Source organism: Paraburkholderia franconis, from assembly GCF_009362735.1.
Classification (GTDB): domain Bacteria; phylum Pseudomonadota; class Gammaproteobacteria; order Burkholderiales; family Burkholderiaceae; genus Paraburkholderia; species Paraburkholderia franconis.
In genome coordinates this window covers 1-20,912 of the sequence record NZ_WHNP01000040.1, presented here as the reverse complement: position 1 = coordinate 20,912, position 20,912 = coordinate 1, and the positions used below count along the sequence as shown (strand labels likewise).

The 20,912-nt window shown below is 64.8% G+C and carries 20 protein-coding genes and 1 pseudogene; 8 read left to right on the top strand and 13 right to left on the bottom strand.

Features of this window, described 5'->3' with window-relative positions:
- Positions 1-9: 9 nt before the first annotated feature.
- A complete protein-coding gene (gene tmk / locus GCT13_RS31350) occupies positions 10-630 on the bottom strand; it encodes a dTMP kinase (RefSeq protein ID WP_152764776.1) in 621 nt (206 codons plus the stop codon).
- The gene (gene mltG / locus GCT13_RS31345) at positions 630-1,640 is read right to left on the bottom strand and encodes an endolytic transglycosylase MltG (RefSeq protein WP_152764774.1); all 1,011 of its coding nucleotides are present in this window, start codon (positions 1,638-1,640) and stop codon (positions 630-632) included. The genes tmk and mltG overlap by 1 nt, the downstream gene beginning before the upstream one ends.
- A gap of 78 nt (positions 1,641-1,718) precedes the next feature.
- Here mltG and ygfZ point away from each other — a divergent pair, with 78 nt between their 5' ends.
- On the top strand, positions 1,719-2,765 hold the full coding sequence (ygfZ, locus tag GCT13_RS31340) for a CAF17-like 4Fe-4S cluster assembly/insertion protein YgfZ (protein ID WP_152764772.1): 1,047 nt from the start codon (positions 1,719-1,721) through the stop codon (positions 2,763-2,765).
- Between the two features lie 99 nt (positions 2,766-2,864).
- Positions 2,865-3,689, top strand: a complete 825-nt coding sequence (locus GCT13_RS31335; RefSeq protein WP_152764770.1) for an NRDE family protein — start codon at positions 2,865-2,867, stop codon at positions 3,687-3,689.
- A gap of 28 nt (positions 3,690-3,717) precedes the next feature.
- Here the strand turns inward: GCT13_RS31335 and GCT13_RS31330 are convergent, their stop codons facing one another.
- The 5 genes and pseudogenes from GCT13_RS31330 to GCT13_RS31310 form a co-directional block, all read right to left on the bottom strand.
- Positions 3,718-4,677: an alpha/beta hydrolase gene (locus tag GCT13_RS31330; RefSeq protein WP_152764849.1), complete on the bottom strand. Its 960-nt coding sequence runs from the start codon at positions 4,675-4,677 to the stop codon at positions 3,718-3,720.
- 100 nt (positions 4,678-4,777) lie between these two features.
- Positions 4,778-5,647, bottom strand: a complete 870-nt coding sequence (locus GCT13_RS31325; protein WP_152764768.1) for an SDR family oxidoreductase — start codon at positions 5,645-5,647, stop codon at positions 4,778-4,780.
- A gap of 57 nt (positions 5,648-5,704) precedes the next feature.
- Positions 5,705-6,393: pseudogene (locus GCT13_RS31320) on the bottom strand (hypothetical protein).
- Positions 6,394-6,447: 54 nt separating this feature from the next.
- Positions 6,448-6,918, bottom strand: a complete 471-nt coding sequence (locus GCT13_RS31315; protein WP_152764766.1) for a PaaI family thioesterase — start codon at positions 6,916-6,918, stop codon at positions 6,448-6,450.
- 6 nt (positions 6,919-6,924) lie between these two features.
- Complete coding sequence (locus GCT13_RS31310) at positions 6,925-7,224, bottom strand: Dabb family protein (RefSeq protein WP_152764764.1); 300 nt, start codon at positions 7,222-7,224, stop codon at positions 6,925-6,927.
- A gap of 460 nt (positions 7,225-7,684) precedes the next feature.
- Here GCT13_RS31310 and GCT13_RS31305 point away from each other — a divergent pair, with 460 nt between their 5' ends.
- Positions 7,685-7,978: a GYD domain-containing protein gene (locus GCT13_RS31305; protein ID WP_152764762.1), complete on the top strand. Its 294-nt coding sequence runs from the start codon at positions 7,685-7,687 to the stop codon at positions 7,976-7,978.
- A gap of 147 nt (positions 7,979-8,125) precedes the next feature.
- Here the strand turns inward: GCT13_RS31305 and GCT13_RS31300 are convergent, their stop codons facing one another.
- Complete coding sequence (locus GCT13_RS31300; RefSeq protein ID WP_152764760.1) at positions 8,126-8,749, bottom strand: trimeric intracellular cation channel family protein; 624 nt, start codon at positions 8,747-8,749, stop codon at positions 8,126-8,128.
- A gap of 359 nt (positions 8,750-9,108) precedes the next feature.
- On the opposite strand from GCT13_RS31300, the gene GCT13_RS31295 reads away from it, so the two are divergent.
- A complete protein-coding gene (locus tag GCT13_RS31295; protein WP_407670887.1) occupies positions 9,109-9,546 on the top strand; it encodes an LEA type 2 family protein in 438 nt (145 codons plus the stop codon).
- A 129-nt stretch (positions 9,547-9,675) separates the two neighbouring features.
- Here GCT13_RS31295 and GCT13_RS31290 read toward each other — a convergent pair whose 3' ends face one another.
- From GCT13_RS31290 to GCT13_RS31270, 5 genes are all read right to left on the bottom strand, one after another.
- Entirely contained in the window at positions 9,676-10,563 is an 888-nt protein-coding gene (locus tag GCT13_RS31290) for an SH3 domain-containing protein (protein WP_152764758.1), read from the bottom strand.
- Positions 10,564-11,045: 482 nt separating this feature from the next.
- On the bottom strand, positions 11,046-12,224 hold the full coding sequence (locus tag GCT13_RS31285; protein ID WP_152764756.1) for an acetyl-CoA C-acyltransferase: 1,179 nt from the start codon (positions 12,222-12,224) through the stop codon (positions 11,046-11,048).
- Positions 12,225-12,279: 55 nt separating this feature from the next.
- Positions 12,280-12,906: a bifunctional nicotinamidase/pyrazinamidase gene (pncA, locus tag GCT13_RS31280; protein WP_152764754.1), complete on the bottom strand. Its 627-nt coding sequence runs from the start codon at positions 12,904-12,906 to the stop codon at positions 12,280-12,282.
- A 76-nt stretch (positions 12,907-12,982) separates the two neighbouring features.
- The gene (locus GCT13_RS31275) at positions 12,983-15,067 is read right to left on the bottom strand and encodes a 3-hydroxyacyl-CoA dehydrogenase NAD-binding domain-containing protein (RefSeq protein WP_152764752.1); all 2,085 of its coding nucleotides are present in this window, start codon (positions 15,065-15,067) and stop codon (positions 12,983-12,985) included.
- Between the two features lie 170 nt (positions 15,068-15,237).
- The gene (locus GCT13_RS31270) at positions 15,238-16,926 is read right to left on the bottom strand and encodes a 3-(methylthio)propionyl-CoA ligase (protein ID WP_152764750.1); all 1,689 of its coding nucleotides are present in this window, start codon (positions 16,924-16,926) and stop codon (positions 15,238-15,240) included.
- A 151-nt stretch (positions 16,927-17,077) separates the two neighbouring features.
- Here GCT13_RS31270 and GCT13_RS31265 point away from each other — a divergent pair, with 151 nt between their 5' ends.
- From GCT13_RS31265 to GCT13_RS31250, 4 genes are all read left to right on the top strand, one after another.
- Entirely contained in the window at positions 17,078-18,646 is a 1,569-nt protein-coding gene (locus GCT13_RS31265) for a protein adenylyltransferase SelO (protein ID WP_152764748.1), read from the top strand.
- Between the two features lie 248 nt (positions 18,647-18,894).
- A complete protein-coding gene (locus GCT13_RS31260; RefSeq protein ID WP_090862268.1) occupies positions 18,895-19,425 on the top strand; it encodes a septation protein A in 531 nt (176 codons plus the stop codon).
- 1 nt (position 19,426) lies between these two features.
- Positions 19,427-19,753: a BolA family protein gene (locus GCT13_RS31255; RefSeq protein WP_152764746.1), complete on the top strand. Its 327-nt coding sequence runs from the start codon at positions 19,427-19,429 to the stop codon at positions 19,751-19,753.
- A gap of 10 nt (positions 19,754-19,763) precedes the next feature.
- Positions 19,764-20,543 carry a peptidylprolyl isomerase gene (locus tag GCT13_RS31250; RefSeq protein WP_152764743.1) on the top strand — a complete coding sequence of 260 codons (780 nt, stop codon included), beginning with the start codon at positions 19,764-19,766 and terminating at the stop codon, positions 20,541-20,543.
- Positions 20,544-20,912 lie beyond the last annotated feature (369 nt).

Below are 20,912 nucleotides of genomic sequence, written 5' to 3'. Positions count from 1 at the left end.
GCTTTAAAATCAAAGCGACGTAATCAATTTCTGAAGTTGCCTCTGAATATCGGCGATACTGCGCGTCGAGTCGATGATAGCGAATCGATAAGGCGCTTCCTCGGCGCGGCGCAGATATTCGGCGCGCGTGCGGGTAAAGAACGCGTCCGATTCGCTCTCGAAACGGTCTGGCGCGCGCGCCGCGCTGCGGCGTTCGCTGGCTGTATCGGGCGGCACGTCGAACAGCACCGTCAGATCCGGCTGGAAACCGCCCTGCACCCAGCGTTCGAGCGTCTCCAGCTTGTCGCGCGGCAGGCCGCGCCCGCCGCCCTGATAGGCGAACGTCGCATCGGTAAAGCGGTCAGACAGCACCCAGTCGCCGCGCGCCAGCGCCGGCTCGATCACCTGGGCGAGATGCTCGCGGCGCGCCGCGAACATCAGCAGCGCCTCGGTTTCGAGATCCATCGGCTGATGCAGCAGGATGTCGCGCAGCGTTTCGCCGAGCTTCGTGCCGCCCGGCTCGCGCGTCACGACGACGGAACGGCCCGTCGTCGCCACCTTCTGCTCGAGCCTGTCGCGGAACCACCCTAAATGCGTGGTCTTGCCCGCGCCGTCGATGCCCTCGAACGTGATGAATTTGCCCCGCGCCATCATTGCCCTCGAATGTATTTGTCGACGGCCTTGTTGTGATCGCCGAGCGTGTCAGAAAAAATGCTGCTGCCGTCACCGCGCGAGACGAAATACAGCGCGCTGGTCGGCGCGGGATTGAGCGCGGCCTGTAGCGACGCGACGCCCGGCAGCGCGATCGGCGAAGGCGGCAGGCCCATCCGCGTGTAGGTATTGTAGGGAGTGTCCGTCTGCAGATCCTTTTTGCGCAGATGCCCCGTGTAGCTGTCGCCCATTCCGTAGATGACGGTCGGGTCGGTCTGCAGCGGCATGCCCGCGCGCAGACGGTTCGCGAACACGCCCGCGACCATCGCCCGGTCGGAGGCCTTGCCCGTTTCCTTTTCGACGATCGACGCCATCGTCAGCGCCTCATACGGCGTCTTGTACGGCAGGCCCGGCGCGCGCCCGGCCCACGCCTCGTCGATGCGCAGCTTCATCAGCCGGTACGCGCGGCGATAGACGTCGAGATCGCTCGTGTCCTTGTCGAACAGGTAGGTATCGGGGAAGAACAGCCCTTCGCCCACGCCCGTCGGCGTTTCCGGCGCGCCGATCGCTTTCAGGATGTCGGCATCGGACATGGTCGCCGTGTCGTGCTTCAGCGCCGGATTCGAATCGAGTTCCGAGCGCATGTGCCTGAACGTCCAGCCTTCGATGATCGTCGCGACGTACTCGTTGACGTCGCCGCGCGCGATTTTCTGCAGCACCTCATACGGCGTGATGCCCTGCTTGAATTCGTAGTTGCCCGATTTGAGCGCCGTCTGCAGGCCGAGCACGCGCGTCATGATGACGAAAAGCTCAGGCTCGACGGGCACACCGCCCCTGTTGAGCTGCGCCGTAACGCTGCGCAGGCTGCTGTGCGGTTTGATCGTGACGTCGAGTTGCGGGGTGGCGAGTTGGACGGGTGTCGTGGCCCAGTGATACGCGCCGAAGGCCGCGGCGACGGTCAGCATCGCGAGCACGACGCAAGCGATGAGACATTTCTTCAAAAAGGTCATGCGAAACATGGCTGGAGTGAAGCCAATATAATACTTGCTTGCCTCTGCCAAAGTCAGATTTGACTGTTCTCCGAATCCATGAACGCTCCGCTCGCAGCACCCGGCACCGCTGTCCCCGCTTCCGTTTCGCTTCCTGCGTTCCCGCGACCCGCGCGCGACGAGTTCGACGCCGTGCTCTTGCGCGGCGCTTTCATGCCGTTGCCGCAGTTCGGCGTGATCGATACGAAGGGCGACGACGCGGCCTCCTTCCTGCATTCGCAGCTCACCAACGACACACAGCATCTCGACGCCGCCACCGCGCGCCTCGCCGGCTACTGTTCGCCGAAGGGCCGCCTGCTCGCGTCGTTGCTCATGTGGTGCAGCGGCGAGTCGATCCGGATGCTGGTGTCGAAGGACGTGCAGGCCGCCGTGCAAAAGCGTCTGTCGATGTTCGTGCTGCGCGCGAAAGCGAAGCTGTCCGACGCGACGGACGACACGCTCGTGATCGGCCTCGCCGGTGACGTGCGCGCCGCGCTCTCCGGCGTGTTCGACGCGATTCCCGACGGCGTGCACGTGAAGGTCGACGGCCCGGCGGGCTCGCTCGTGCGCGTGCCGGATGCGGCGGGACGGCTGCGCTACGTGTGGGTCGGCCCGATTGCCGAAGTCGAAGCGCGCCTGCCCGCGCTCGAAGCGAAACTCACGCGCGTGTCGCCTGCCGTGTGGGACTGGCTCGATATCCGCGCCGGCGAGCCGCGCATCACGCAGCGCGTGACCGAGCAGTTCGTCCCGCAGATGGTCAACTTCGACGTGCTCGGCGGCGTCAATTTCCGCAAGGGCTGCTATCCAGGCCAGGAAGTGGTCGCGCGCAGCCAGTATCGCGGCACGATCAAGCGGCGCATGGCGCTCGCGAACGTCGCGGGCGAAACGGAATGCGTCGTGCCGGGCGCCGAGCTGTTCCATTCGGACGATCCGGGCCAGCCGTGCGGAATGCTCGTCAACACGGCGGCGGCGCCCGACGGCGGCGTCGATGCGCTCGTCGAGATCAAGCTCGCCGCGCTCGAAAACGGCACCGTGCATCTGGGCTCGGCGGACGGTCCGGCGCTCGCTTTCCTGCCGTTGCCATACGCGCTGCCGGCGGAGATCTGAGCGACAACAACACCTGCATGCCCCGCGCGCCGCGCCTTTTGTTCGGGCGCGGCGTGTTCCCGCCGTGTTCACGCATTCTCGTTACGTAGACCTTTTCCGATGTGTCTGATCGTGTTCGACTGGCGCCCCGATGCGTCCGACGGTCCGCTGTTCACGCTCGCCGCGAATCGCGACGAATTCCTGAAGCGCACGGCCGAGCCGATGCACTGGTGGGACGACGCGCCCAACCTGCTCGCGGGACGCGATCTCGTCGGCGGCGGCACATGGCTCGGGATGACGCGCGACGGACGCTTCGCCGCGCTCACCAACTATCGCGCGCCGAGCGAAATGCGCGCCGACGCGCCGACGCGCGGCACGCTGGTCAGCAACTGGCTGTCGAACGGCCACGGCATCGAACGCGGCACGCCGCCGCTCGACTATCTGCTGCAAGTCGCGCAAGACGGCGACATGTATAACGGCTTCAATCTGCTGGTGGGCGACTGGAAGCGGCGCGAGCTCGCCTGGTACTGCAACCGCTCGCCCGCCGCGCCGACGCTGCTCGCGCTGGGCACGCACGGCATCTCGAATGCGGTGCTGGACACGCCGTGGCCGAAGCTCGCGCACAAGCGCGCCGAACTCGCGCAGGTGCTCGCCGGCGACGCGCGCGCGCCGCTCGCGACGCTGGTCGGCCTGATGCGCGATCCGCGCGTCGCGCGCGACGACGAACTGCCGGCGACGGGCATTTCGCTCGAGCGCGAACGCGCGCTGTCGGCGGCCTTCATCGATACGCCCGACTACGGCACGCGAGGCACCACGGCGCTGCGAGTGCTTGCGCAGGACGGGCGCCTCAGCGTGTCGGCGCTCGAACGCAGTGACGACAACGGTTCGCACCGCGTCGTGCGCCCCGGCGATTACGAGCGCTGCTTCACGTTCGACATCGCGTGACGCAAAGCGTCGCCACAGAGCACGCGCCCTATTCGACGCCGAACGCGGCGCGCAATGCCGCCGCGGCGTCCGCGTGCGCGAGGGCGACGTCGGGCACGTAGCCGCCCATCTTGAAGAACTCGTGGATCATGCCGGCATAGCATTTGAAAGCGACGGCATTGCCCGCCTCGCGCAGCTTGTGCGCATAGGCTTCGCCTTCATCGCTCAGCGGATCGTATTCGGCCGTCGCAATCCACGCGGGCGCCACGCGATGAAAATCGGGCGCGCCGCGCGTGCCGTCGAGCGGCGCGAAACGCCAGTCGTGGCGATCGTCGTCGTTGCGCACGTATTGCTCGAAGAACCATTGAATCGTGTCCCCGGACAGCAGGTAGCCGTCCGAGAGACGTTCGTGCGAATCGGTCTGTTGATGGCCCGTCGTGCCCGGATAGATCAGCAGTTGGAGCGCGAGCTCAATATCCGCGTCTCGCGCGAGCACGGCGCAGACGGTGGCGATCGTGCCGCCCGCGCTATCGCCGCCGACGGCGATGCGGCGTGCGTCGATGCCATAGAGCGCCGCGTTCTCATGCAGCCACTTGAGCGCGTCGAATGCATCGTCGACGGCCGTCGGAAACTTGTGCTCGGGCGCGAGCCGGTAATCGACCGACATCACGACGCACTGCGCGTCGCGCGCGAACATCCGGCAGATCGCATCGTGCGTGTTCACGCTGCCGACCGTGAAGCCGCCGCCGTGATAGTAGACCAGCGCGGGCGCGGGGTTCGCCCACTGCGGCTCGGCGGGATGATAGAGACGCACACGGATCGTCAGGCTATCGCGCATCGGCACGTCGATGTCTTCGACGGAAAACATCGGCGCGGCGGGCACTTCGAGTATCGGCGCGCTCTTTTCGTAAGACGCACGCGCTTCCTGCGCGGTCAGATCGTGATACGCGGGGCGCTTCGCACGCGCGATCATGTCGAGCACCTGCTCGATCTTCGGGTTCAACGGCATGTTCGGTCGGCGGCGCATGAGCGCCCGTCGGTTGAGTGAGCGCCGTATGATGCCACGTGATGCCACGAAGCGCTCACGTCACTCGTGTCGGGCACGCGCGCTAACGGGCTTCCTTGACCTCGGGCTTCAGCGACAGCGGATCGGTCGGATTACGCTGCTGCTCGATATCCTCGTGGCGCAGCCGCACGGTCGCGAGAATGGCGGGATGCGTGAGGATATAGAAGCGCCGCTCGGCGATCGCGTCGAACGTCAGGCTCGCGACATCCGCCGCGCTCAGCTTGCCGGAATGCACGGCGCGCTGTAGCTGCTTGTCGGCGGCGAGTTGCGAGCGCGTCGGTTGCGCGCCGTTGCGCAGCGACTCGGGACGCGAGCGCTCGGCGTCCGCAATGCCCGTCGGCACGAACGCAGGACACAGCAGCGAGCAACCGACCTCGCCGCCCGCGTTCTGCAGATCGTGATAGAGCGTCTCCGTCAGCGACACGACCGCGTGTTTCGACGCGTTGTAGATGCCCATCGACGGCGGCGACAGCAAGCCCGCCACCGACGCCGTATTGATGATATGCGCGGGCTCGTTCTGCGCGAGCATGATCGGTGTGAACACGCGCACGCCATGTGCGACGCCCATCACGTTGACGCCGAACACCCAGGCCCAGTCGTTCGCCGAGCTTTCCCACAGGAAGCCGCCCGCGCCGACGCCCGCATTGTTGAAGAGCAGATGGACCTTGCCGAAGGCCGCAAGCGCGGCATCGGCCAGCGCCTGAACCTGCGCGCCATCGGAGACGTCCGTGGGCACGCCGACGACTTCGGCGCCCGACGCGCGCAGCGCGTCGACCGTTTGCGCGAGCGCGCCCGCATCGACATCCGCGAGCACGAGCTTCATGCCGAGCGACGCGCCCTTTTCGGCGAACGCGCGGCCAAAGCCGCTCGCCGCGCCGGTGATCACGGCGACCTTGCCGTCGAACTGGAACATGCAGACTCCCTTAGTGGACCCATTGCGCACAATAACTATCTGACGACGCCCGCCCGCTCAAATCAGCTTGACAAGCTGCTTGCCGAAGTTGCGCCCCTTGAGCATGCCGAGAAACGCTTCGGGCGCGTTCTCCAGACCGTGCGCGATCGACTCGCGATAGTGCAGCTTCTTTTGCGCGACGAGCGTGCCGAGCTCCTTCAGCGCAGCGGGCCACACGTCCAGGTGTTCGGTGATGACGAAACCCTGCACGAGCAGACGCTGCGTGAGGATCAACGACGGATGCTTGAGCGGCACCGGCTCGCCGTCATAACCGGCGATATAGCCGCACAGCGCGATGCGGCCGAACGCGTTCATCCGCGCGAGCGTCGCGTCGAGGCCGTCGCCGCCGTCGGCACGTGCGTGTCATCGACCTTCTGCAAACCCTTGCCGTCGGACGTGCCGAACTCCTGCCAGCCGAACGTGCCGACCACCTTGTCGCCGGCCTTGAACGCCGCGTTCTTCGACTCGACCACTTCGCCCACCGTGCCGCCGATCATCACTTCGTTCAACGGCTGCGGCGGCGCGTATGACTTCGCGTCGTTCATGCGGCCACGCATGTACGGATCGAGCGACAGGTAGTGATTGCGCACGCGCACTTCGCCGTCGCCGAGCGGCGCGAGCGGCGTTTCGACGAGCTTGAAATTGTCCGCGGATGCTGCGCCCTGCGGACGCGACACGAGGAGGATCTGACGATTGACTTTGGCCATGACAGTTGTCTCCGTAAATTGTTCGGTCATCGATGAAAGCGCCGGCCCTCGCGTTCAGCCGTCGCTGGGGCCGGGTCTCGCGGACGGATCGCTGCGCAGCCGCTGCTGCCTGACCTCGCGGCCGACGGCGAGCCGCCGCATGTACTTGAACGTGCCGAGCGCCTTCGCGACGAAGTGGCCTTCGCTGTCGCGAATCTCGCCTTCGCAATAGGCCATCGTGGTCGAGCGGTGCAGCACGCGGGCCGTCGCGCGCAACTCGCTGCTGCCGGGCTGCATGAAGTTCACTTTCATTTCGACGGTCACGACGCCGATGCCGTCTGCCGCGAGACTGCGCGCGGCCATCGCCAGCGCGCAATCGGCGAGCGTCATCGTGATGCCGCCGTGCGCGACAGCCCATGTGTTCAGATGCTCGGGGCGCAATGTCAGCACGACTTCGCTCGCGCCGTCCGTTGCCGACACGAGTTGCGCGCCGAGATGATCGATGAATGGGCTCTCGATCACCATGTGATTGGGTTGATGGGTCATCGGTATTCAGATTTCGTAGTCGACGGCCTCGCGCGATTCGCGGATGGGCGCAAGAAAGGCCTTCACGAGCTGGTGCGCGGGATGAACCTGATAGGCATCGAGGGCCGCCTTGTCGGTGAAGTCGCAGACAAGCACGACGTCGCAGGTCGAGTCGAGACCAGGCGTCGCGATGCCTACATCGAGACGCACGATGCCCGGCACGGCATCGCGGCATGCCTCCAGTTTTTCCTTCAGCAGCAGCGCGTTCTGTGCGCGCGTCGCGCCCTCTGCCGCTTTGAGCTTCCACATCACGATATGACGAATCAAGGAGATCACCTTTGCTGTTGACTGTGCGCTGGCTGCGCATGCCCGGCATGCCTTGCATCAAAGACGCGTCGTCAGATGATACCCGCACTGTGCGCGTGCATGGATCGGGCTGCACGGCATAGGACAAAAGCACCTCGGCGCTTTCAATCAGCTCTTTCGGACGCACCGCGTCGCCTATACTTTTCTGGCAGTCAGCCCGGCCGTGCGCGGCATCCGCAATGCAGTCGCACAGTAGTCGAAAGCAGCGCGCAACGCGAAACCGGGCGTCAACGATCCGCGGCCATTCCTCTCCCGAGCGCCCGTCCTCTCGTACTGCGGCCGCCTTGTCTTCCTTTCTCTTTGCGTCTTTATGCACGCATAGAAAACGGCCCGCGCGCTGTGCCGCGTTCGTTCGTTCGTCCGTCGCGAACGATGTCACGGCACACGCGCGGCAGTTTCACTTTCCCATCACGAGGACAACATGGCTACTTACATCATGCTCGCCAACTGGACCGATCAGGGCGTGCGCACTGCGAAAGACACGGTCAACCGGGCGCGCGCATTCCGCGAAACCAGCAAGGCGATGGGCGTAACGATTGGCACCGTGAACTGGACGCTTGGCGCGTACGACCTGGTGATCTCGTTCGATTCGCCCGACGACGAAACCACGACCCGCCTCGGCCTCGCGCTCGCTGCGCTAGGCAACGTCCGCACGGCGACGCTGCGCGCGTTCGGCGAAGACGAGATGGAGCGAATCGTCGGCGGATTGAAGTAGGCGCGCGACACGACAGCAAGAAGGCGCGGCGCCCAAGGTCATCGACCGATGCGCGGGCGTTGCGCCGCCGAACACGCCGACGCTTGACGTCTACTGTTGACGTCGACTTTTGACGCCTGCGATTCGTATCGGTCGTACAGACGGCGCTCAGATCATCGCGCGCGGCAGATGCCATCCATGCGTGGCCGCGACAACGCGCAGGCCGAAACACGCGACGCCACCCATCACGCCCGCCATCGCGGGGGACAGCCCCAGGCGGCGCGCGATCAACACGACAACCGCGCCGAAGAACGCCGCTGTCGCGTAGATATCGGCGACGAGCACGGACGGGATGCGCGCGAGCAGCACGTCCCTGATCACACCGCCGCCGACGCCCGTCACCGCGCCCATCAGCGCCGCCACGAACGGCCGGATTCCGAACAGGATCGCCTTCTCGACGCCCGCGACGGCGAACAGCGCCAGCCCCGCTGCGTCGAGCACCATGAGCCAGAACGCGGGAAAGCCTTCGGCGTCGGAATGAAAGACGAAAGTGAGCAGGCCGGCGACGAAGGTCAGCGCCGGATAGCGCCAGTCGCGAATCGCATTCGGCGGGCTCGCGCCGATCAGCAGATCGCGCGTCACGCCGCCGCCCAGCGATGCGACGAACGCGATCACCATCACGCCGAGCAGATCGAGGCCGCTGTGCATCGCCGCCACCGCGCCCTCGATCGCGAAGATGAACGTGCCGGCGAGATCGGCGGCGAGGACGATGGTTTCCATTTTTGGTTTCATGCGATTCGTTGCAATCGAGATGAGCCGGGCGGCATGGCGAAACGCGCGGTGATGGCATCGTTCACGGGCGCCGCCCCCGGCACGAAACAGGTCGGCGCGCGACGGGCGGCGCGACGGGCGGCGCGATTGTCTCATCGCGGCGGCAATCGGAAAAGCGGGAGCACCGGGCACGTTGTATCGCTCGCCGCTTCACTGGCCGTTGCACGCGCCGTTGTGGTTGCAGGGGCGCGCCGTCAGTCGTGCGCTCCGCTAGAATTCATCCGATGCACGCCGTTTCGCGTGCTTGCTTGACGAGGTGCATGACCATGGCCATTCAGCGCATCTGGCGCTCCCTTCGCGTGTTGTTCTTCGTCGTCGCGATGCTGTCGGTGGCCGGCTGCGCGGGCATGTTCGGCCACGATCCGTTGCGCGTGAACGTCGCCGGCATCGAGCCGCTCGCGGGCCAGGGCATGGAAATGCGCTTCAGTCTGAAACTGCGCGTGCAGAACCCGAATGACACACCGATCGACTACAACGGGGTTTCCGTCGAACTCGATCTCAACGGCAAGCCGTTCGCGAGCGGCGTCAGCGATGAGGCCGGCACGGTGCCGCGTTTCGGAGAAACAGTGATCAGCGTGCCGCTGACGGTGCCCGCATTCGCCGCCGTGCGCCAGGCGTTCGCGTTCGCCGACAGCGCGCAGACGGGCAACCTGCCCTACGTGCTGCGGGGACGCCTGGCGGGCGGCATCACGGGCGGTACGCGCTTCATCGATCAGGGCACGCTGTCGCTGCCGATGGGCAATATGAGCGGGCTGTAGCGGTTACGGCGGGTGTCGCTCGACCACTGATTGCGGCTGACGTCATGTGCGGCGCGTTCGCCGTTGATCGGGCGGCGTGAACGCGCCGGGATTTGCGGCCGGTGAGTACGCTTCGTCGACGCGAGAGGCTCAGTGATTCGACGTGGACGGGCCTTGTCCCGGCGTCGTGCCTGTCGGCCTCGGCGCATTGTGTTCCCCTTGCCCCGGTGGCGGACCGGATGGACGCGCCACCGCCTGACCGGGCGGCGGCCCCGGCGGACGTCCACCACCTTGGGCAGGCGGCGGCCCCGGTGGATGTCCACCCCCCTGAGCGGGCGGCGGTCCCGCTGGACCTCCGCCCTGCATCGGCGGCTGTTGCGGCCGAGGTCCACCGCCCTGCATCTGAGGTTGCCCCGGTTGTGGTCCACCGCCCTGCATCTGAGGCTGCCCCGGTCGCGGTCCACCGCCCTGCATCGGCGGCGGCGGGCCACCTTGCGGTGGCCCCGCCCGATGTCCGTGTTCGGCGCCAGGCGGCCGCGGACCTTGCCCGGACGGTGGTGGCTGATTCGGCGATGACGGCGGAGGCCGGTTTGCGCCCTGCGGCGGAGGCGGCGGCCGGTGTGGCGGCGGTGGATGATGCTCCCAGCGCGAACGGTCCGGATACCACGGGCGCTCGCGATAGTAATGGCCCCAGTACGTCCCCAGCGAGAAGGTGACGAGGGGCAAACCGATGACTGCGCCGTAGTTCATGATAGGGACACTGCTGCCCTGATACGCATACGTCAGATAGCCGCCGTAGACCCAGCCACGCGCGTCTGCAATTTCGACATCGCACCACGTATAGCCGCTCACGCAGCCGTAGACGGTCACGGGCTGTCCCGATGGCAGTTGCGCGACGACGGGATAGTCCTGCGCCGGTCCCGCGTAAAGATAGACGGGCTCGTTCGTGTAAGCCTGCGATTGCGCCGACGCAGCACCCGTCGCGACCGAGAGCGCCACCGCCTCCACAACGGCGACGCAAGCAACCCGCATTCGCATGATTCCCTCCTGTGTCGACCGGAGTTGGCGCTTTAGCGCCTACTCCGGTCCCATGCAACGCTATCGACCGGAGTTGGCGCTTTAGCCCCGGCTCTGGTCCGATGCAAACCCGTAGATCAGAACTGGCGCTTCAGCGCCTACTCCGATCCCATACAAACCTGTAGATCAGAGTTGGAGCCTTAGCGCCTTACTCTGTTCCCGTACGCCATTGTCTGCGGTGAACTTCGCTACCCGCCTTCGACGATGGCCGAAGCCAGGCCGAAGCCATCCCCGCCTGTGCATCGTGGAACCAGTTTAAGCCGGCAGCGCTTTGACGATCGCGAGCGAATCCTGTGCCTGCTCCGCGTCGTCGTTGTCATCGTCGCGCGCTGAACGAACGTTGGACGAATCGCAGCGCCATCGACGCCAGCAAAAAACGTTGGCAACAAAAAAGCCCGCGTGCTTTCACACGCGGGCTTTCCCATCAGCCGATGCAAACGCGATCAGGCGATTTCGAACAATCCCGCCGCGCCCTGGCCTCCGCCGATGCACATCGTCACCACGACGAACTTCGCGCCGCGCCGCTTGCCTTCGATCAGCGCATGGCCCGTCAGGCGCGCGCCCGACACGCCATACGGATGCCCGACGGCAATCGCGCCGCCGTTGACATTCAGGCGTTCGTTCGGAATACCGAGCTTGTCGCGGCAATACAGTACCTGCACGGCGAACGCTTCGTTCAGTTCCCACAGACCGATATCGTCGACCTTGAGTCCCGCCTGTTTTAGCAGTTTGGGCACGGCGAAGACAGGGCCGATGCCCATTTCGTCCGGCTCGCAGCCCGCGACCGCGAAGCCGCGGAAGATGCCCAACGGTTGCAGGCCTTCGCGTTCCGCGACCTTCGCGTTCATCACCACGCACGCCGACGCGCCGTCCGAAAACTGGCTCGCATTACCCGCGGTGATCACGCCGCCCGGCACCGCCGTGCGGATCTTCGACACGCCTTCGAGCGTCGTATCCGCGCGGATGCCTTCGTCGGCGGCGATCGTCACTTCTTTCGTGAACATGCGCCCGCTCGCCTTGTCGGCGACGCCCGCGAGCACCGTCATCGGCACGATCTCGTCGTTGAAGCGCCCTGCTTCCTGTGCCGCCGCCGCGCGCTGCTGCGACTGGACGCCGTATTCGTCCTGACGCTCCTTCGAAATCGAATAGCGTTTCGCGACGGTTTCGGCCGTCTGCAGCATCGGCCAGTAGATCTCCGGCTTGTGCTCCATCAGCCAGCCTTCGCGCAGCATGTGCAGATTCATTTCGTTCTGCACGCACGAGATCGACTCGACGCCGCCCGCGACGAACACATCCCCCTCGCCGACCATCACGCGCTGCGCGGCCAATGCGATCGTCTGCAGCCCCGACGAGCAAAAGCGGTTCACCGTCATGCCGGGCACCGTCACGGGCAGGCCTGCGCGCAGCGCGATCTGCCGCGCGATGTTCGAGCCCGTCGCGCCTTCGGGGTTCGCGCAGCCCATGATCACGTCCTCGACGCGCGCCGGGTCGATCTTCACGCGCTCGACGGCGGCCTTCGTCACATGTCCGCCAAGCGTCGCGCCATGTGTCATGTTGAACGCGCCGCGCCACGATTTGGCAAGACCCGTGCGGGCAGTCGATACGATTACGGCATCAGTCATCTACGTCTCCAACTTTCCAAAGAGTGTGTGAGGTTCGCTTTGCGCGCTGGACAACTCAGGCCAGCACGTCGGCCGATTGCACGCGCTCGACACCCGCGGCGCGCATGTCGCGCCACGCGTCGTCCAGCGAACCGTTCAGATCGATCGCGCGGGTCGCGTCTTCGATGACGGCGGCCTCGAAGCCCGCCGCGCGCGCGTCGAGCGCGGACCACGCGACGCAATAGTCGGTCGCGAGCCCGCAGCACCACACGCGCGTCACGCCCGTGTCGCGCAGATAGCCGGCGAGTCCCGTCGGCGTCGTGCGGTCCGCTTCGAGAAACGCCGAATAGCTGTCGACGTCGGCGTGATGGCCCTTGCGGATCACCGCGCGCGCATGCGGAATGTCGAGGTCCGCATGCAGCGCAGCGCCCGGCGTGTCCTGCACGCAATGCGTCGGCCACAACACCTGCTCGCCGTACGGCAGCGTGATCGTCTCGAACGGCTGGCGCCCCGCGTGGTTCGCCGCGAACGAAACATGCGACGGCGGATGCCAGTCCTGCGTCAGCACGATATGGCTGAAACGGCGCGCGAGCCGGTTCACGAGCGGCACGATTTCGTCGCCGCGCGCGACCGCGAGCGCGCCGCCCGGCATGAAGTCGTTCTGCACGTCGACGACGAGCAGAACGTCGTTGGCACTTTTCATCGCTGCTCCTTCCGCGCTGTTGCTGACGCCATTGCTTCGACCCTGCGCTTCGATCCAGTCAGCAGCCCGTTCGCGTTCAGCCGTTAAAGCCGCGCCCTTGCGCCGCGCGTTCGGCGATGCCCTGAGCAATCTGCCAGGCGTCGCCGTTCGCTTGCGCCGCATAACGGCGGATCGCGCGCTCGACGTTGTAGAGCCCGACGGTATCCGCGTAGAGCATCGGACCGCCGCGCCACACCGGGAAGCCGTAGCCCGTCAGATAGACCATGTCGATGTCCGACGCCTTCGACGCGATGCCTTCCTCGAGAATCTTCGCGCCTTCGTTGACGAGCGCGAACACGAGGCGCTCGACGATCTCATCGTCGGAAATCTTGCGGCGCTCGACGCCGAGTTCCCTCGAATGCGCGACGATCATCTCGTCGATCTGCTTCGACGGATACGCGTTGCGGTCGCCCGCCTTGTAGTCGTACCAGCCGCCGCCCGTCTTCTGCCCGAAGCGGCCCGTCTCGCACAGACGGTCGGCGATCTTCGAATAGTGCATCTCCGGGTGTTCCTGATAACGCCGCTTGCGAATCGCCCAGCCGATGTCGTTGCCCGCCAGATCGCTCATGCGGAACGGGCCCATCGCGAAGCCGAATTTCTCGATCGCCTTGTCGACCTGCGCGGGCAACGCGCCTTCTTCGAGCATGAAGAGCGCCTGACGGATGTACTGCTCGATCATCCGGTTGCCGATGAAGCCATCGCACACGCCCGACACGACCGCCGTCTTTTTGATTTTCTTCGCGACCTTCATGACAGTGGCGAGCACGTCCTTCGCGGTCTCCTTGCCGCGCACCACTTCGAGCAGCTTCATCACGTTCGCGGGGCTGAAGAAGTGCATGCCGACCACGTCCTGCGGACGCTTCGTGAACGCAGCGATTTTGTTCAGATCGAGCGTCGACGTATTCGACGCGAGGATCGCGCCCGGCTTCGCGACTTCATCGAGACGTCCGAACACCTGCTCTTTCACGCCGAGCTCTTCGAACACGGCTTCGATGATCAGATCGGCGTCGTTGAGATCGTCATACGATAGCGTCGGCGTGATCAGCGCCATGCGCTCTTCGAGCGCCTCCGTCGTCAGCTTGCCCTTCTTGACGGTCGTCTCGTAGTTCTTGCGGATCGTCGCGACGCCACGATCGAGCGCTTCCTGTTTCGTTTCGAGCAGCATCACGGGCAGGCCCGCGTTGACGAAGTTCATTGCGATGCCGCCGCCCATCGTGCCCGCGCCGATCACGGCCACTTTCCTGATGTCGCGCACGGGCGTATCGGACGGCACGTCGGGAATCTTGCTCGCCGCGCGCTCGCCGAAGAACGCGTGACGCAGCGCCTTGCTCTCCGGCGTCTGCACGAGCGCGAGAAAGCATTCGCGCTCGACTTTCATGCCTTGTTCGAAGCCCTTCAGCACGCCCGCTTCGATCGCGTCGATACACTTGTGCGGCGCCGGGAACTGCTTCGCGACGGCCGCGACGCTGTTGCGCGCGAACTGGATGAAGCCCGCCGCATTCGGATGCTCGATCTTGCGGTCGCGAATCCTGGGATGCGGACCGCTTTGCGCGCCGACCTTGCGCGCAAACGCGAGCGCGTTTTCAAGCAGATCGCCTTCGACCAGCTCATCGAACAGGCCCGTGCCCGCGAGCTTTTCCGACATGACAGGCGTACCCGACACGATCATGTTGAGCGCCGCTTCCAGTCCCAGTGCGCGCGGCAGACGCTGCGTGCCGCCCGCGCCCGGCAGAATGCCGAGCTTCACCTCGGGCAATGCGATCTGCGCGCCCGGCGCCGCAACGCGATAATGCGCGCCGAGCGCGAGTTCCAGCCCGCCGCCCATCGCGACGTTGTGAATCGCGGCGACGACCGGCTTCGCGCTGCCTTCGACGGCCTTGATGACCGTCATCAGCGTCGGCTCCTGCAGCGCTTTGGGCGTGTTGAATTCGGTGATGTCGGCGCCGCCCGAGAACGCCTTGCCCGCGCCCGTCAGCACGATCGCCTTGATGGCGGGATCGTGCTGCGCGCGGTCGATGCCCTCGATGATGCCCGTGCGCGTCGACAGGCCGAGGCCGTTGACGGGGGGATTGTTCAGTGTGATGACGGCGACGCCGTCGTGTGTCGTGTAGTCCACTGCCATCTGCCTGCCTCCATGCCATGCGGCCGCGATTCGGGTACGCGGCCATGATGGGAACATGCGGACCATTGTCCGCCGTTTTGACGTTCCTTAACGATAGCAGGCAGGATACACAAAAAAGCACGCTCGTTCAATTCACGCGACGTGCCTTTGTAGTGGGGGTAAACCCGGTTCTACGACGGATCGCTTTTCGCGTGCGCTTCGTCGTCGAAGGGGCAGTTTTCGATTGCGAGCGCCGACGGCAGCACATGATCGCGAAACCGTTCGCGCAGCTTGAGCTTTTGCAGCTTGCCCGTCGCCGTGTGCGGCAATTCGTCGACGAACACGACATCATCGGGAATCCACCACTTCGCGATCTTGCCTTCGTAGAACGCGAGCAGTTCGTCGCGCGTCACGTCGGCATCGGGGCGCTTCACGACGACGAGCAGCGGGCGCTCCGTCCACTTCGGATGCGCGCACGCGATACACGCCGCTTCCGCGACGGCGGGATGCGCGATCGCGATGTTCTCGACGTCGATCGAGCTGATCCACTCGCCGCCCGACTTGATCACATCCTTGCTGCGATCGGTGATGTTCAGGAAGCTGTCCTTGTCGATGGTCGCGACGTCGCCCGTCGGGAACCAGCCGTCGACGAGCGGCGACGCATCGCTGCGGAAATACCGGTCGATCACCCACGGCCCGCGCACGTGCAGATCGCCGAACGCGACGCCATCCCACGGCAGTTCGCGGCCGTCGTCGCCGACGATCTTCATGTCGACGCCGTACATCGCGTGCCCCTGCTTCTCGCGCAGCTTGCGCTGCTCGTCCGGCGAGCGCTGCGACTGCTCCCACGTGAGCTTGGACAGCGTGCCGAGCGGCGACATCTCCGTCATGCCCCACGCGTGAATCACCTCGACGCCGTACGTGTCCTGGAACATCCTGAGCATCGCGGGCGGACACGCGGAACCGCCGATCACCGTACGCTCCAGCGACGAAAACCGCACGCCCGCTTCGCGCACGTGGTTCAGCAGTCCGAGCCAAACGGTCGGCACGCCCGCCGAATACGTGACGCGCTCGGCCTCCATCAGCTCATACAGCGACTTGCCGTCCAGATCCTTGCCCGGAAACACGAGCTTCGTGCCCGTCAGCGGTGCGGCGTGCGGAATGCCCCATGCGTTCACATGGAACATCGGCACGACGGGCAGCACGCAATCGCGCGCGGACAGGCCCATCGCATCCGGCAGCGACGCGCCAAACGCATGCAGCACCGTCGAGCGATGCGAGTAAAGCGCGCCCTTCGGATTGCCCGTCGTGCCCGACGTATAGCAAAGGTTGGATGCGCAACGTTCGTCGATGAGCGGCCAGTCGAAGTCGCCGTCGTGCTGCGCGAGCAACGCTTCGTAGCTCGATGCGGCCGTCGACATGCGCGGCATGTGCGCCTCGTCCGTCATCGCGATCCAGCCGCGCACGTTCGGACATTGCGGCGCGAGCACATCGACGAGCGGCGCAAACGTGATGTCGAACAGCACGTAGCGGTCATCCGCGTGATTGATGATCCACGCGATCTGATCGGGAAAGAGGCGCGGATTGATCGTGTGACACACGGCGCCGAAGCCCGTCGTGCCAAAGTACGTTTCCAGATGCCGGTAGCCGTTCCATGCGAGCGTGCCGATCCGGTCGCCCATTTCGACGCCCAGCGCGATCAGTGCCTGCGCAAGCTGCTTCGCACGCTTCTCGCAGTCGCGGTACGTGTAGCGATGCACGTCGCCCTCGATGCGCTTCGACACGATCTCGGTCGTGCCGAAGTGGCGTGATGCATGCGCGAGCAACGAAGAGACCGTCAGCGGCACGTCCATCATCTGTCCATAGAGCGGCGTCTTCATACGCGGGTGTCTCCCAGTTTGTGTATTCGTTCGAATGCGTGACCGCGACCGCGCCGCCGAATGACCAGGCATTCGATATGCGCCGCAGACGTGCGCCCTGCAGCGCGGCAGGCGCGCAATTACAATATCGGTTAATAAAGAGGCGCTCAACATGTCGTTTTCCCCATGCAATGAAGGGCTATCCGCCGGCTTGTCCGGTCCCATGTCGACGGCGGCAGGCAGCATCGACAACCAGCGCGAAGGCAGCTTCGCGGCACTCGGCACCGTCTTTCTGACACGACTGCCCGCGGCGCCGTTGCCCGCGCCGTATGTCGTCGGTTTCGCGCCCGATGTCGCGGACATGCTCGGCTTCGATTCCGCGCTCGCCGGCACGCCGGGCTTCGCGGAGTTCTTCTCGGGCAACACCACGCGCGACTGGCCGTCCGACTCGCTGCCGTATGCATCGGTGTATTCGGGACATCAGTTCGGCGTGTGGGCCGGTCAGCTCGGCGATGGCCGTGCGCTCACGCTCGGTGAAGTCGAGCACGCGGGCGAACGGTTCGAGCTGCAACTGAAAGGCGGCGGACGTACGCCCTATTCGCGCATGGGCGACGGCCGCGCGGTGCTGCGCTCGTCGATCCGCGAATATCTGTGCTCCGAGGCGATGCATCACCTCGGTATTCCGACCACGCGCGCACTCTGCGTGACCGGCTCCGATCAGCCCGTGCGCCGCGAAGAAATGGAAACGGCGGCCGTGGTCACGCGCGTGTCGCCGAGCTTCGTGCGCTTCGGGCATTTCGAGCATTTCTACGCGAACGATCGCGTCGATGCGTTGCGCTCGCTCACCGATCACGTGATCGACCGTTTTTATCCGTCGTGCAGGCAAGCCGAAGACCCGTATCTCGCGCTGCTGAACGAAGCCGTGCTGTCGACGGCCGACCTGATGGCGCAATGGCAGGCCGTCGGCTTCTGCCATGGCGTGATGAACACGGACAACATGTCCATCCTCGGCCTCACGATCGACTATGGTCCGTTCGGCTTCATGGACGGCTTCGACGCGAATCACATCTGCAATCACTCGGATTCGCAGGGCCGCTACGCGTACCGGATGCAGCCGCAGATCGCGTACTGGAACCTCTTCTGTCTCGCGCAAGGTCTGCTGCCGCTGTTCGGCGAACGTTACGACGAAGCGCAGCGCGGCGAGCGCGCGGTGCAGGATGCGCAGCACGTGCTCGAAGGCTTCAAGACGCGTTTCGCGCCCGCGCTCGAAGCGCGGATGCGCGCGAAAGTCGGCCTCGAAACCGAACGCGAAGATGACGATGCGCTCGTCAACAAGCTGTTCGAGATCATGCATGCGAACCGCGCGGACTTCACGCTGACGTTCCGCAATCTGTCGAAGCTGTCGAAGCACGATGCAAGCGGCGATGCGCCCGTGCGCGACCTGTTTCTCGATCGCGCCGCTTTCGATGCATGGGCGAACGACTATCGCGCACGCCTGTCACACGAAACGCGCGACGACGCCGCGCGCGCCGAAGCGATGAACCGCGTGAATCCGAAATACGTGCTGCGCAATCACCTCGCCGAAACGGCAATCCGGAAGGCCAGGGAGAAGGACTTCTCCGAAGTCGAGCGCCTTGCGAGCGTGCTGCGTCATCCGTTCGACGAGCAGCCCGAATATGAAGCGTATGCCGGGCTGCCGCCCGATTGGGCTTCGTCGCTGGAAGTCAGCTGCTCGTCGTGATGGCCGGCTTGCGCGACTGCATCAGGCGGCCTGCGTTACAATTCCAGCCCAGATAGCGTCGCTCGCGCTCCGCTTTTTTCCGCGGGCGTGCGAGCGCGGGCTGATGCACGCAGTCGCGGACAAGATCGACAGCACGCTTTTTTCGGACTGCCCGGGCTGGCCTTTGCCGCCATTCACGTCACGTCACCGAAACGATCACAGACTGCGCGTATGACGCGCCCAACTTCCCCGAACTCCCGACCCCGATAATGAAATTCCTGTTCGATCTGTTCCCGATCATCCTGTTCTTCGTTGCATACAAGGTGTGGGGCATTTTCACGGCGACGGCCGTCGCGATCGCCGCCACGCTGGTGCAGATCGCCTGGGTCGCGTTCCGTCACCGCAAGGTCGACCCGATGTTGTGGGTGAGTCTTGGGGTCGTTACCGTTTTCGGCGGTGCGACGCTCGTGCTGCACAACGACACTTTCATCAAGTGGAAGCCGACCGTCCTCTACTGGGCGTTCTCGGTCGTGCTGGTCGTATCGGCGATCGCGTTCAACAAGAATCTGATCGAAGCGATGATGGGCAAGCAGATCCAGTTGCCGCATCGCGTGTGGGGTCAGCTGAATATCGTGTGGGCCGTGTTTTTCGTGCTGCTCGGCATCCTCAACCTGTTCGTCGCGTACAACTTTTCCACCGATGCGTGGGTCAACTTCAAGCTGTTCGGCGCTACCGGCTGCCTTGTCGTGTTCATTGTCGGGCAGAGCCTGTGGCTGTCGAAGTATATGAAGGAAGAGTGACATGAGTGACGACGTTTCCCCTGATGTTTTTCTTCACGCAAGCCCCGCCGAGCGCATCGCGCTGATCGAGTCGCGCATCGCGGCCGCGCTCGCGCCCGTCGATTCGATCAGCGTGCGCGACGACAGCGCGCAGCATGCGGGCCACGCCGGCGCGTCGGCGGGCGGCCATTACGCGGTGACGATCGTGGCGGCCGCGTTCGCCGGCAAGGCGCGCGTGGCGCGGCATCGCATGGTGTATGATGCGCTGGCCGATGCCATGCAACGCGGCATTCACGCTCTCGCCATCACGGCTTACACGCCAGAAGAATTCAATTTGCTGTCCCGTTAGGAAACTTCCGATGACCTTGAAAAAAACCCGCTATTGGGTCTTGCTGGCTGCTTGCGCGGCCGCGCCTGCATTCGCACAGAACATCGCCGTCGTAAACGGCACGCCGATTCCCAAGTCGCGTGCCGATGCGCTGATCCAGCAACTCGTGCAGCAGGGTCAACAGGATTCGCCGAAGCTGCAACAGGCCGTGCGCGAAGAACTGGTGAACCGCGAAATCCTGATGCAGGAAGCGGTCCGCGAAGGCATTCCGTCGAAGCCCGAAGTGAAGGCGCAGGTCGCCGTCGCGCAACAGACGGTCGTGCTGCGTGCGCTGATCGAAAACTACCTGAAGCAGAACCAGCCGTCTGACGCCGAAGTGAAGGCGAAATACGACGAACTGGTCAAGCAGATCGGCGGCAAGGAATATCACCTGCACCACATCCTCGTCGACAACGAGCAGCAGGCGAAGGATCTGATCGCGAAGATCAAGGGCGGCGCGAGCTTCGAAGACCTCGCGAAGCAGTACTCGAAGGACCCGGGCTCGGGCAAGAACGGCGGCGACCTCGACTGGTCGGACCCGAAGGCTTATGTGCCGGAATTCGCCGACGCCGCGCAGAAGCTGCAAAAAGGCCAGATGACAGATACGCCGGTGCATACGCAGTTCGGCTGGCACATCATCCGCGTCGACGACGTGCGCGAGACGCCGCCGCCTCCGTTCGAGCAGGTGAAGAAGCAGATCATGCAGCAGATGCAGCAGGAAAAGCTGCAAGCGTTCGAAGAGGACCTGCGCTCGAAGGCGAAGATTCAGTAAGCGTCGCCGTCTTGCTTGCTGGCAGTGTTGGCTGTCAGCCGGATGTGAAAAAGCCGCCCTCGGGCGGCTTTTCTTTTTTCGTGTGCGCCCAGCATGGGCGCACTCCTGCGGGTGGAAGTCCCGCCATAAGCTGATCACGGCAAATGAAGTGAAGCGCAACTGCATGAGGGTGACCGAGTGTGGGGAGGAAGCGTGGAGCGTAAATCGCGAGCCGATGGACAAGAACCGTATAGAAGGCGCTGCCGAGCAGGGCGAGCGGGCACGTAACCGCGAAGCTCCCGTGATCAAGGCGAAGTGGCGTAGATGCGGCGGTTGTGCGATGAAGGAGTGCGTTCTTACCTGGGGAGATCTCGCCTTGTGCCTGAAAGG

Bases quoted from the DNA above. Each gene is read 5' to 3' on its own strand.
- GCT13_RS31250 (WP_152764743.1), top strand. From the start codon at position 19,764: ATGACCTTGAAAAAAACCCGCTATTGGGTCTTGCTGGCTGCTTGCGCG.
- GCT13_RS31300 (WP_152764760.1), bottom strand. From the start codon at position 8,749: ATGAAACCAAAAATGGAAACCATCGTCCTCGCCGCCGATCTCGCCGGC.
- GCT13_RS31260 (WP_090862268.1), top strand. From the start codon at position 18,895: ATGAAATTCCTGTTCGATCTGTTCCCGATCATCCTGTTCTTCGTTGCA.
- ygfZ (WP_152764772.1), top strand. From the start codon at position 1,719: ATGAACGCTCCGCTCGCAGCACCCGGCACCGCTGTCCCCGCTTCCGTT.
- GCT13_RS31330 (WP_152764849.1), bottom strand. From the start codon at position 4,677: ATGCCGTTGAACCCGAAGATCGAGCAGGTGCTCGACATGATCGCGCGT.
- GCT13_RS31335 (WP_152764770.1), top strand. From the start codon at position 2,865: ATGTGTCTGATCGTGTTCGACTGGCGCCCCGATGCGTCCGACGGTCCG.
- pncA (WP_152764754.1), bottom strand. From the start codon at position 12,906: ATGAAAAGTGCCAACGACGTTCTGCTCGTCGTCGACGTGCAGAACGAC.
- GCT13_RS31285 (WP_152764756.1), bottom strand. From the start codon at position 12,224: ATGACTGATGCCGTAATCGTATCGACTGCCCGCACGGGTCTTGCCAAA.
- GCT13_RS31290 (WP_152764758.1), bottom strand. From the start codon at position 10,563: ATGCGAATGCGGGTTGCTTGCGTCGCCGTTGTGGAGGCGGTGGCGCTC.
- GCT13_RS31315 (WP_152764766.1), bottom strand. From the start codon at position 6,918: ATGACCCATCAACCCAATCACATGGTGATCGAGAGCCCATTCATCGAT.
- GCT13_RS31325 (WP_152764768.1), bottom strand. From the start codon at position 5,647: ATGTTCCAGTTCGACGGCAAGGTCGCCGTGATCACCGGCGCGGCGAGC.
- GCT13_RS31255 (WP_152764746.1), top strand. From the start codon at position 19,427: ATGAGTGACGACGTTTCCCCTGATGTTTTTCTTCACGCAAGCCCCGCC.
- GCT13_RS31295 (WP_407670887.1), top strand. From the start codon at position 9,109: ATGCTGTCGGTGGCCGGCTGCGCGGGCATGTTCGGCCACGATCCGTTG.
- GCT13_RS31270 (WP_152764750.1), bottom strand. From the start codon at position 16,926: ATGAAGACGCCGCTCTATGGACAGATGATGGACGTGCCGCTGACGGTC.
- GCT13_RS31275 (WP_152764752.1), bottom strand. From the start codon at position 15,067: ATGGCAGTGGACTACACGACACACGACGGCGTCGCCGTCATCACACTG.
- GCT13_RS31265 (WP_152764748.1), top strand. From the start codon at position 17,078: ATGTCGTTTTCCCCATGCAATGAAGGGCTATCCGCCGGCTTGTCCGGT.
- tmk (WP_152764776.1), bottom strand. From the start codon at position 630: ATGGCGCGGGGCAAATTCATCACGTTCGAGGGCATCGACGGCGCGGGC.
- mltG (WP_152764774.1), bottom strand. From the start codon at position 1,640: ATGACCTTTTTGAAGAAATGTCTCATCGCTTGCGTCGTGCTCGCGATG.
- GCT13_RS31305 (WP_152764762.1), top strand. From the start codon at position 7,685: ATGGCTACTTACATCATGCTCGCCAACTGGACCGATCAGGGCGTGCGC.